This is a genomic window from Aliihoeflea sp. 2WW (assembly GCF_000497755.1).
Lineage (GTDB): Bacteria > Pseudomonadota > Alphaproteobacteria > Rhizobiales > Rhizobiaceae > Aliihoeflea.
Genome location: NZ_AYOD01000064.1, coordinates 20,201 through 30,459, shown reverse-complemented (window position 1 = coordinate 30,459; position 10,259 = coordinate 20,201). Strand labels below are relative to the sequence as shown.

Genomic DNA, 10,259 nt, shown 5'->3' with positions numbered 1-10,259 from the left:
TGAGGGGGAGATGGCCGGCAGGCCAGAGGGGGGTGCCTGACGCGACGACCATCACTCGAACTCCAAAATCATCTCGTCCACCGCCAGGCTCGCGCCCGCCTCCACGGCGACCGACTTCACGACCCCGCGCCGCTCCGCGCGCAGGACGTTTTCCATCTTCATCGCCTCGACGGTGGCCAGCGGCTGGCCGTCCTCGACGGTGTCACCGGGCTTGACCGCGATCGAGGTTATCACGCCCGGCATCGGGCAGAGCAGCATCTTGGAGGTGTCCGGCGGCAGCTTTTCGGGCATCAGGCGCGCCAGCGCGGCAATGCGCGGGGTGCGCACGTGAACCTTCTCGTCGATGCCCTTCCAGCGCAGCCGCCAGGCCGAATTGACGCGGTCGATCTTGACGCCGACCGGCTCGCCATCGACCATGAAGCGCGCATGGCTCTTGCCGGGCAGCCAGTCCGACCTGACCTCGACCGCCTTGTCGGGACCGAAGGAGACCAGCACCTTGCCGCCCTCCTCGCGCAGGAAGCATTCGAATTCGCTCTCACCCATCGCGACGATCCAGTCACGCCCGACGGCGCGGCGGTGATTGTCCATGCCGCCGGAAATCAGCACGTCGCGCTTCTGGCTGCGCCAGTTGACGAAGGCGGCGACGGCGGCGAGGACGCGGCCGTCAGCGGCCTGCGGCGCGACGCCCTGGAAGCCTTCGGGAAATTCCTCGGCGATGAACGCCGTCGTCAGGCGGCCGTCGCGGAAGCGCTCGTGCTCCATCACCGCCGACAGGAACGGCAGGTTGTGGCCGATGCCCTCGACCTCGAAATCGTCGAGCGCGGCGCTCATCGCGTCGATGGCGGCGAGGCGATCCGGAGCCCATGTGCAGAGCTTGGCGATCATCGGATCATAATACATCGAGATCTCGCCACCTTCGAACACGCCGGTGTCGTTGCGCACGATCGTGCCGTCATCCAGCTTGCCTTCGGCTGGCGGGCGATAGCGCGTCAGCCGGCCGATCGACGGCAGGAAGTTGCGGAACGGGTCCTCGGCGTAGAGCCGGCTTTCGATCGCCCAGCCGTTCAGCTCGATATCATCCTGAGCCATGCGCAGCTTCTCGCCGGCGGCGACCCGGATCATCTCCTCGACGAGGTCGATGCCGGTGATCAGCTCCGTGACCGGATGCTCGACCTGCAGGCGCGTGTTCATCTCGAGGAAATAGAAGTTGCGCTCGCCATCGACGATGAACTCCACCGTACCGGCCGAGAAATAGCCGACGGCCTTCGCCAGCGCGACCGACTGCTCGCCCATCGCCTTGCGCGTTGCCGCGTCGAGGAATGGCGACGGCGCCTCCTCGATGACCTTCTGGTTGCGGCGCTGGATCGAGCATTCGCGCTCGCCGAGATAGAGCACGTTGCCGTGCTGATCGCCCAAGACCTGGATCTCGATGTGGCGCGGCTGGGTGACGAATTTCTCGATGAAGATGCGGTCGTCGCCGAAGGAGTTCTTCGCCTCGTTCTTGGACGACTGGAAGCCTTCGCGCGCCTCCGCGTCGTTCCAGGCGATGCGCATGCCCTTGCCGCCGCCGCCCGCCGACGCCTTGATCATCACCGGATAGCCGATGGAGCCCGAAATCTTCACCGCCTCGTCGGCGTCGGCGATCAGGCCCATATGTCCGGGCACGGTCGAGACGCCCGCCTCGGCGGCGAGCTTCTTCGACGTGATCTTGTCGCCCATCGCCTCGATGGCGCGCACCGGCGGACCTATGAAGGCGACGCCTTGCCTTTCCAGCGCCTGCGCGAAAAGCGGGTTCTCCGACAGGAAGCCGTAGCCCGGATGGACCGCATCGGCGCCGGTCTTGGCGATCGCGTCGATGATCCTGTCGATGACGATATAGGACTGGTTCGACGGCGCCGGCCCGATATGCACCGCCTCATCCGCCATCTTCACATGCAGCGCATCGCGATCGGCGTCCGAATAGACCGCGACCGTCGCGATGCCGAGCCTCGATGCCGTCTTGATGACCCGGCAGGCGATCTCGCCGCGATTGGCGATGAGGATTTTCTTGAACATTCTTTTCGGTCTCACATCGCGGGAGAAGGAGGTGAAATGGTCATTCGGCGGCTTGTGCCGGCGGCACGGCATCAGGTGCCTTGCGGCCTTTGAGCATTCCCTCGACACTCAAATCCTCGTCGATTGTCGGCCAGTGAATGCCATAGGGCGACAGCTCGATTTCGTTGCGTTCCCGCTCGCCGGCGCGCAGCAGACGGGGATACCACCAGAGCGGCATGACCAGCCTCACGCCATCGGCAAGCGTCACCACGAGGTCGTGGTCCGTGCAGTGCGCCGCGACGGGTTCGATCAGGTCTTCGTCAATTTCCAAAGTGCTCATGCCATCGCTCCAGAAATTCGCTTTGATGCTCTTCTACAATTTTCGCGAGAGTGGCTAGTTCATGCGCCGTGCACCGCTTGTTTCGCGCTATCTCAAGGCTTTCGAGCCAAATCTTCGTTTCCTTGCGATCCTTGCGGGCGTGGATATGCGGCGGCTCCGTGCCTTCGTCACTATAGAATAGAAACTTCCATCCCTTCCATTCGAAGACGGTCGGCATCCGCCCGCCCCTAAAGCGGGATCGTGTCGTGCTTCTTCCATGGTTGCTCCAGCTTCTTGGAGCGCAGCATGGCGAAGGCGCGGGCGATGCGCTTGCGGGAGGAATGCGGCATGATCACTTCGTCGATGAAGCCGCGCTCCGCCGCCTTGAACGGATTGGCGAAGTTGGTCTCGTATTCCTTCGTCCGCGCGGCGATCTTTTCCGGGTCGCCGAGCTCGGAACGGTAGAGGATTTCCGTCGCGCCCTTGGCGCCCATCACGGCGATCTCGGCGGTCGGCCAGGCGTAGTTGACGTCGGCGCCGATGTGCTTGGAGGCCATGACGTCGTAGGCGCCGCCATAGGCCTTGCGGGTGATCAGCGTCACCATGGGAACCGTCGCCTGCGAATAGGCGAAGAGCAGCTTGGCGCCGTGCTTGATGACGCCGCCATATTCCTGCGCCGTGCCCGGCAGGAAGCCCGGCACGTCGACCAGCGTCAGGATCGGAATCGAGAAGGCATCGCAGAAGCGGACGAAGCGCGCGGCCTTGCGCGATGAGTCGATGTCCAGGCAGCCGGCCAGCACCATCGGCTGGTTGGCGACGACGCCGACCGTCTGGCCTTCCATGCGCATGAAGCCGGTGATGATGTTGCGGGCGAAGGCTTCCTGGATTTCGAAGAACTCGCCCTCGTCGCCGAGCGCGTGGATCAGTTCCTTCATGTCGTAGGGCTTGTTGGCCGAGTCCGGGATCAGCGTGTCGAGCCGGTCCTCGATACGGGCCGGGTCGTCGTGGAAGGGACGGACGGGCGGCTTCTCGCGGTTGTTGAGCGGCAGGAAGTCGAACAGCCGGCGCACTTCCTCCAGCGCGATCACGTCATTGTCGAAGGCGCCATCGGCGACCGAGGATTTCTGCGTGTGCGTCCGCGCGCCGCCGAGTTCCTCGGCCGTGACGATCTCGTTCGTCACCGTCTTCACCACGTCCGGGCCGGTCACGAACATGTAGGAGCTATCGCGCACCATGAAGATGAAGTCGGTCATCGCCGGCGAATAGACCGCACCACCGGCGCATGGCCCCATTATGACGGAAATCTGCGGCACCACGCCCGACGCGTCGACATTGCGCTTGAAGACGTCGGCATAGCCGCCGAGCGAGGCGACGCCTTCCTGGATGCGCGCGCCGCCACTGTCGTTGAGGCCGATGACCGGGGCGCCGTTGCGCACCGCCATGTCCATGATCTTGCAGATCTTCTGCGCGTGAGTTTCGGAGAGCGAGCCGCCGAGGACGGTGAAATCCTGCGAAAAGACGTAGACGAGGCGGCCGTTGATCGTGCCCCAGCCGGTGACGACGCCATCGCCGGAGAATTTCTGCTCGGCCATGCCGAAATCGGTCGTCCGGTGCACGACATACATGTCGTATTCCTCGAACGAGCCTTCGTCGAGCAGCACCTCGACGCGTTCGCGCGCGGTCAGCTTTCCCTTGGCATGCTGCGCGTCGATGCGCTTCTGGCCGCCGCCGAGCCGCGCTTGGCTGCGCCGCTCCTCCAACTGTTCGAGAACTGCGCGCATCAGCGGGACTTCCCCTCACTTCCGGGCAAGGACATCGCCATCGCAAACTCCTCCCTCAATTCACGGTCATTCCGATTAGCGGCGATTTCCCGTCGTGGGAAGGGCGGGCGGAGACAGCGGCGCGATTTTCGCCCGGTGGCCCGGCCGTCATTGGTCGATACGCGCACAACGCTTCTTACCACAATTCCCGGACCTTCGGACGATCAAGAGCAGAAAGCCGGGTTGCGCTCCATACGCGCACGTCGTTTTCTGCACATCCGCTGCGCATAGCCACCGATGGGCGAACCGGCTATTCACCCTTAGTCTGACGACGCAGTGGAGGTGACGATGTCCGAGGCCGAAATCCTGTTCGAAACGCGAGGCAAGGCCGGCATCGTTACGCTGAACCGCCCGAAGGCGCTGAACGCGGTGACACGGCTGATGGTCGGCGAACTCCACACGAAGCTGATCGAATGGGCGAACGATCCCGCGATCGAAACAATCCTCGTCAAGGCGGCGGGCGAGAAGGCGTTTTCGGCCGGCGGCGACATTCGCCAGCTCTATGACTGGGGCCAGCAGAAGAACCCGGCGATCCGCGATTTCTATCGCGAGGAATACCGGCTCAACACCTTCATCAAGACTTATCCAAAGCCCTATGTCGCGCTGATCGAGGGCATCGTGATGGGCGGCGGGGTCGGCGTGTCCTTCCACGGCAGCCACCGCGTCGGCGGCTCGAAGCTGATGTTCGCCATGCCCGAGACGGGGATCGGCCTCTTTCCCGACGTCGGGGGCACATACTTCCTGCCGCGATTGCCGCACCGGATCGGCACCTGGCTGGCGCTCACCGGCGCGCGGCTCGGCCAGGCCGATGCGTTGTGGTGCGGCCTGACGACCCATGCGGCTCCGACCGAGCGCTTCGATGCGATCGAGGCTGCGCTTGCGGACGGCGCCGCGCCGGATGACGCCCTCGCCTCGTTCGCCGCCTCGCCTGAACGGGCGACGCTGCCCGACCTCGCCGCGACGATCGAGCGCTGCTTCGCCGGCGATACGGTCGAGGCCATTCTCGCCGCGCTCGACGGCGATGGCGGCGAATGGGCGGCGAAGCAGGCTTCGATCATCCGCACGAAATCGCCGACCAGCCTCAAGATCGCGCTGCGCCAGATGCAGGAGGGCGCGAAGGCGGATTTCGAGACGTGCATGAAGATCGAATTCCGGATCGTTTCGCGTGTCGTCGAGGGCCACGAATTCTTCGAGGGCGTGCGCGCGGTCATCATCGACAAGGACAATGCGCCCGACTGGCGCCCGGCCACGCTCGCCGAAGTGAGCGATGCCGATATCGATGCCTATTTCGCGCCGCTGCCGGACGAACTCGACCTGACCGGGCTCGATCGCGCGTGAATTTCGGCGCGCGCCGTTGACGCGGCCCGCGCTTGCGACATACTTTGCGGTATGTTCAAACCGGAAGGGAGGTCCGGGATGGCGTTTTCGCGCGTCAACGGCGTAGTCCTGCATCACGAAGTCCGCGGCCCGCACACGGCGCCGGTGCTCGTCTTTTCCAATTCGCTCGGCACCGATTTCCGCATCTGGAACGACGTCGTGGCGCTTCTCGGCGATGCGTTCCGCGTCGTTCTCTACGACAAGCGTGGCCACGGTCTTTCGGAAGCGACGCCCGCGCCCTACCGGCTCGACGACCATGTCGGCGACCTCTCCGCGCTGCTCGACCACCTCGGCGTGACGAAGGCGAGCATCGTCGGCCTTTCGGTCGGCGGCATGATCGCACAGGGCCTCGCCGCCAAGCGTCCCGATCTCGTTTCCGCCCTCGTCCTGATGGACACCGCGCACAAGATCGGCACGCCTGAGATGTGGAACCAGCGCATCGACACGGTGACCTCGAAGGGCATCGGCGCGATGTCGGACGCCATCATGGAGCGCTGGTTCACGCCCGCCTACCGCCGCGCCGACAACGCCGATTTCGTCGGCTATACCGCCATGCTGACCCGCACGACGGTCGATGGCTACGCCGGCACCTGCGCGGCCCTGCGCGATGCCGACCTGACCCAATCCACCGCCGCGCTCAAGATGCCGCTGATGTGCATCGTCGGCGACCAGGACGGCTCCACGCCGCCCGACCTCGTGCGCTCGACGGCCGATCTGGTGACCGGGTCGCGCTTCGAGATTATCGAAGGCGCGGGGCATCTGCCGTGTATCGAGAAGCCGGAAGAGACGGCGCGGCTCATCAAGACATTCGTGACGCAGAACTGACATGCGAAGGAAGCGCTCTACGTTGCCCCCCTCTGTCCTGCCGGACATCTCCCCCGCATGGGGGGAGATCACGCACGGCTAGGACGAGATTGATCTCCCCCCTCGCGGGGGAGATGGGCGGCAGCCCAGAGGGGGGCGCGACGGAGCGCTGAACTGACAAGGAAGCACCATGACCGAATATGTAAAGGTGACGCGCGCGGACGAGATCGCCGTCATCACGCTCGACAACCCGCCCGTCAACGCGCTCAGCCACCATCTGCGCGAGCCGCTTTACGCCGCGATCGAGGCCGCGCGCGACGATGATGCGGTCAAGGGGATCGTCATCGCCTGCGCGGGCCGCACCTTCATTTCGGGCGCGGACATCACCGAATTCGGCTCGCCCAAGGCGCTCGCCTCGCCGTCGCTGCCCGAACTTTGTCGCCTGCTCGAAACCCTGCCGAAGCCGGCCGTCGCCGCCATTCACGGCACGGCGTTCGGCGGCGGGCTGGAACTTGCGCTGTCCTGCCACTACCGCGTGGCGGTCAAGTCGGCGCTGGTCGGTCTGCCCGAAGTCAAGCTCGGCATCCTGCCCGGCTCGGGCGGCACGGTGCGCCTTCCGCGCCTGACAGGGCCTGTCGAGGCGTTGAAGATCATCACCACCGGCAATCCGATTTCGGCCGACAAGGCGTTGAAGCTCGGCGTCGTGGACGAGATTGCGGATGGCGATCTGGTCGAGGCCGCCATCGCCTTCGCGCGCTCGAAGATCGGCGAAAAGCTCGTCGCCGTCCGCGACCGCACGGACAGGATCGAGAATGTCGACATGGCGGAATTCGATGCCGCCGTCGGCGAGGTCAAGAAGAAGGCGCGCGGGCTCGATGCGCCGGTCGCCTGCGCGCAGGCGGTCCGCAACGCCATCACCATGGATTTCGACGCCGCGCTCAAGGCCGAGCGGCAGTTCTTTCTCGAACTCGTGCAGGGCGTGCAGTCGCAGGCCCAGCGCCATCTGTTCTTCGCGCAGCGCGAGGCGGCCAAGGTCAAGGGCGTCGATAGCGACGTGAAGCCGCGCCCTGTCGCGCGCGTCGGCGTCATCGGCGCCGGCACGATGGGCGGCGGCATCGCGATGTCCTTCGTCAATGGCGGCATTCCGGTGACGCTTCTGGAAATGAACCGCGAAGCGCTCGACCGTGGTCTCGCGACCATCGCGAAGAACTACGACATCTCCGTTCAGCGCGGCTCGATGAGCGCGGAGGCAAAGGACCAGCGCCTCGCCGCCTTCAAGCCGACCACCGACTATGCCGATCTTGCCGAATGCGACCTCATCATCGAGGCGGTGTTCGAGGAAATGTCGGTGAAGAAGGAGGTGTTCGGCAAGCTCGACCAGATCGCCAAGCCCGGCGCGATCCTCGCCTCCAACACCTCCTATCTCGACGTCGACGAAATCGCGGCATCGACCTCGCGGCCGCAGGACGTCGTCGGCCTGCATTTCTTCTCGCCCGCCAATGTGATGAAGCTGCTCGAAATCGTGCGCGGTGCCAAGACCGCGCCGGACGTGCTGGCGACTGCGCTTTCCATCGCCAAGAAGATTGGCAAGGTGCCGGTGGTCGTCGGCGTCTGTCACGGCTTCGTCGGCAACCGGATGCTCTCGGCGCGCTCGGCGGAGAACGAGGACCTTTTGATGGAAGGCGCGACGCCGGCGCAGATCGACAAGGTGTTCACCGATTTCGGCTGGCCGATGGGCCCGTTTGCGATGGGCGACCTTGCCGGCCTCGACATCGGCTGGCGCAACCGCAAGGCGCTCGGCAAGACGGCGGCGATCGCCGATGCGCTCTGCGAACAGGGCCGCTTCGGCCAGAAGACCGGCAAGGGTTTTTATCTCTACGAGGCCGGCTCGCGCGCGCCGAAGACCGATCCTGACGTCGAGAAGCTGATCGAGGACAAGGCGCGCGAAAAGGGCGTCAACCGCCGCGCCATTTCCGACGAGGAAATCACGGAGCGCACGCTCTACCCACTGATCAACGAGGGCGCGCTGATCCTCGAGGAGGAGATCGCCGCGCGGCCGTCCGACATCGATATCGTCTGGACCAACGGCTACGGATTTCCGATCGGCAAGGGCGGGCCGATGTTCTATGCCGACACGGTCGGGCTGAAAAAGATCGTCGAGCGGCTCGACCACTGGCACGGCAAGACCGGCAAGGACGTGTTCAGGCCGTCCGCGCTCCTGCGCCGCCTCGCCGAGGAAGGCGCGGGCTTCACCGCTCCGAAAAAGAAGGCGGCATGACCCGGCTCGCCGACGCGCCCTGGAAAGGCATCTATCCGGCGGACCTCTCGCCGGACGTGCCGCTCGACACCTATCCGGTGCACGAGCTGGTCGAGCGCTCGGCGCAAATCTGGGGCGACAAGGCGGCCTTCGTCTTTCGCGGCCGGGACTTTTCGCATCGCGACCTGGCACGCGAGGTCGACGCCTTCGCGCATGCGCTTGCGGCGGCGGGCTATGCGAAAGGCGAGCGCATCGCGCTTCTCCTGCCCAACACGCTCTACCACCCGATCGCCTTTTTCGGCGCACTGAAGGCGGGGCTGACCGTCGTGCACCTGTCGCCGCTCGATGGCGAGATCGTGCTCAAGCACAAGATCGCCGACAGCGGCGCGCGGGCGATCGCGACGACCGATCTCGGCCGGCTTTCGGCCAAGGCCGGGGCGCTGCGCGAGGCGGGGCTGGTCGATCGCGTCATCATCGGCAGCGATGCGGCGCTCGATGGTTCGGGGCCGCACTGGGACGGCATCGCGATGGATACGGTCGCTCCCCTCCCCGAGGTTCAGGCCGGCGACCTCGCGGTCCTGCAATATACGGGCGGGACGACGGGCCTGCCCAAGGGCGCGATGCTGACGCATGCGAACCTTTCCTCGGCCGTCTCCAGCTACGATTCCTGGTTTTCCGCCCATGGCCTCATCCGGCCGGGCGAGGACCGCGTGCTTCTCTTCCTGCCGCTCTTCCACATCTACGCGCTGACCGCCGTCATGCTGCGCGGTGTGAAGAACGGCTTGACGCTCCTCCTCCACACCCGCTTCGACGCCGAGACGGCGCTGGCCGAGATCGAGGCCGGCGCGACGAGCTTTCCGGGCGTGCCGACCATGTGGATCGCCATCGCCGCGACGCCGGGCTTCGAAAAGCGCGACCTCTCCTCGCTGCGCTACTGCGCGTCGGGCGGCGCGCCGCTTCCCGTCGAGATCGCGCGCAAGCTGAAGCGCGCCACCGGCCACGACATTCTCGGCGGCTGGGGCATGACCGAGACGTCGCCTGCCGGCACCAACATCCCCGTCACCCACCCGGACCGGGTCGACACGATCGGCGTGCCGTTGCCGGGCATCTATGTCGACATCGTCGCGCTCGACGATCCGCGCCGCGTCCTGCCGGCCGGCGAGACGGGCGAGTTGCGTATCTTCGGGCCGAACGTCATGTCCGGCTACTGGCGGCGCGAAGGCGACAACGACACGATCTTTTCGGATGGCGGGTTCCTGACCGGCGATATCGGCTTCATGGACGCCGACGGGTTCTTCACCATCGTCGACCGCAAGAAGGACATGATCATCTGCGGCGGCTTCAACGTCTATCCGCAGCTCATCGAGCAGGCCGTCTATACCCATCCCGACATCGAGGAAGCGCTGGTGATCGGCATTCCCGACGCCTATCGCGGCGAGACACCGAAAGTGTTCGCCAAGCTCCATGACGGCGCGCCGGAATTGACGCTCGAGGCCCTGCGCGCTTTTCTCAAGGGCAAGATCGGCCCGCACGAACTGCCGGGCGCGCTGGAAATCCGCGCCGCGCTGCCGCGCACGCCCGTCGGCAAGCTTTCGAAACTCGAACTGAAACGCGAGGTGGCCGCAAAGGCCGCCCAATGAGGAGGAAT

The 10,259-nt window shown here is 65.4% G+C and carries 8 protein-coding genes; 4 read left to right on the top strand and 4 right to left on the bottom strand.

The features are described from left to right. Window positions 1-51 precede the first annotated feature (51 nt). Genes ALII_RS0120270 through ALII_RS0120255 form a run of 4 tightly spaced genes read right to left on the bottom strand, consistent with a single transcriptional unit; the run spans window position 52 to window position 4,134 of the window. Entirely contained in the window at window positions 52-2,055 is a 2,004-nt protein-coding gene (locus ALII_RS0120270; protein WP_024589045.1) for an acetyl/propionyl/methylcrotonyl-CoA carboxylase subunit alpha, read from the bottom strand. 40 nt (window positions 2,056-2,095) lie between these two features. Then, complete coding sequence (locus tag ALII_RS0120265) at window positions 2,096-2,374, bottom strand: DUF2442 domain-containing protein (protein WP_024589044.1); 279 nt, start codon at window positions 2,372-2,374, stop codon at window positions 2,096-2,098. Next, window positions 2,355-2,591 (bottom strand): DUF4160 domain-containing protein, encoded by a 237-nt coding sequence (locus ALII_RS0120260; RefSeq protein ID WP_024589043.1) that lies wholly within the window; start codon window positions 2,589-2,591, stop codon window positions 2,355-2,357. The genes ALII_RS0120265 and ALII_RS0120260 overlap by 20 nt, the downstream gene beginning before the upstream one ends. A 10-nt stretch (window positions 2,592-2,601) precedes the next feature. Further along, a complete protein-coding gene (locus ALII_RS0120255; RefSeq protein ID WP_024589042.1) occupies window positions 2,602-4,134 on the bottom strand; it encodes an acyl-CoA carboxylase subunit beta in 1,533 nt (510 codons plus the stop codon). A gap of 327 nt (window positions 4,135-4,461) precedes the next feature. Here ALII_RS0120255 and ALII_RS0120250 point away from each other — a divergent pair, with 327 nt between their 5' ends. From ALII_RS0120250 to ALII_RS0120235, 4 genes are all read left to right on the top strand, one after another. Beyond that, on the top strand, window positions 4,462-5,511 hold the full coding sequence (locus ALII_RS0120250; protein ID WP_024589041.1) for an enoyl-CoA hydratase/isomerase family protein: 1,050 nt from the start codon (window positions 4,462-4,464) through the stop codon (window positions 5,509-5,511). A 78-nt stretch (window positions 5,512-5,589) separates the two neighbouring features. Then, a complete protein-coding gene (pcaD, locus tag ALII_RS0120245; RefSeq protein WP_024589040.1) occupies window positions 5,590-6,375 on the top strand; it encodes a 3-oxoadipate enol-lactonase in 786 nt (261 codons plus the stop codon). A gap of 169 nt (window positions 6,376-6,544) precedes the next feature. Beyond that, window positions 6,545-8,632, top strand: coding sequence for a 3-hydroxyacyl-CoA dehydrogenase NAD-binding domain-containing protein (locus ALII_RS0120240; RefSeq protein ID WP_024589039.1), 2,088 nt, complete (start codon window positions 6,545-6,547; stop codon window positions 8,630-8,632). Further along, entirely contained in the window at window positions 8,629-10,251 is a 1,623-nt protein-coding gene (locus ALII_RS0120235) for an AMP-binding protein (RefSeq protein ID WP_024589038.1), read from the top strand. Before ALII_RS0120240 ends, ALII_RS0120235 begins: the two co-directional genes overlap by 4 nt. The last annotated feature ends 8 nt before the right edge of the window (window positions 10,252-10,259 follow it).

Coding starts and splice junctions, on each gene's coding strand:
- ALII_RS0120270 (WP_024589045.1), bottom strand. CDS start 2,055: ATGTTCAAGAAAATCCTCATCGCCAATCGCGGCGAGATCGCCTGCCGG.
- ALII_RS0120265 (WP_024589044.1), bottom strand. CDS start 2,374: ATGAGCACTTTGGAAATTGACGAAGACCTGATCGAACCCGTCGCGGCG.
- ALII_RS0120260 (WP_024589043.1), bottom strand. CDS start 2,591: ATGCCGACCGTCTTCGAATGGAAGGGATGGAAGTTTCTATTCTATAGT.
- ALII_RS0120255 (WP_024589042.1), bottom strand. CDS start 4,134: ATGCGCGCAGTTCTCGAACAGTTGGAGGAGCGGCGCAGCCAAGCGCGG.
- ALII_RS0120250 (WP_024589041.1), top strand. CDS start 4,462: ATGTCCGAGGCCGAAATCCTGTTCGAAACGCGAGGCAAGGCCGGCATC.
- pcaD (WP_024589040.1), top strand. CDS start 5,590: ATGGCGTTTTCGCGCGTCAACGGCGTAGTCCTGCATCACGAAGTCCGC.
- ALII_RS0120240 (WP_024589039.1), top strand. CDS start 6,545: ATGACCGAATATGTAAAGGTGACGCGCGCGGACGAGATCGCCGTCATC.
- ALII_RS0120235 (WP_024589038.1), top strand. CDS start 8,629: ATGACCCGGCTCGCCGACGCGCCCTGGAAAGGCATCTATCCGGCGGAC.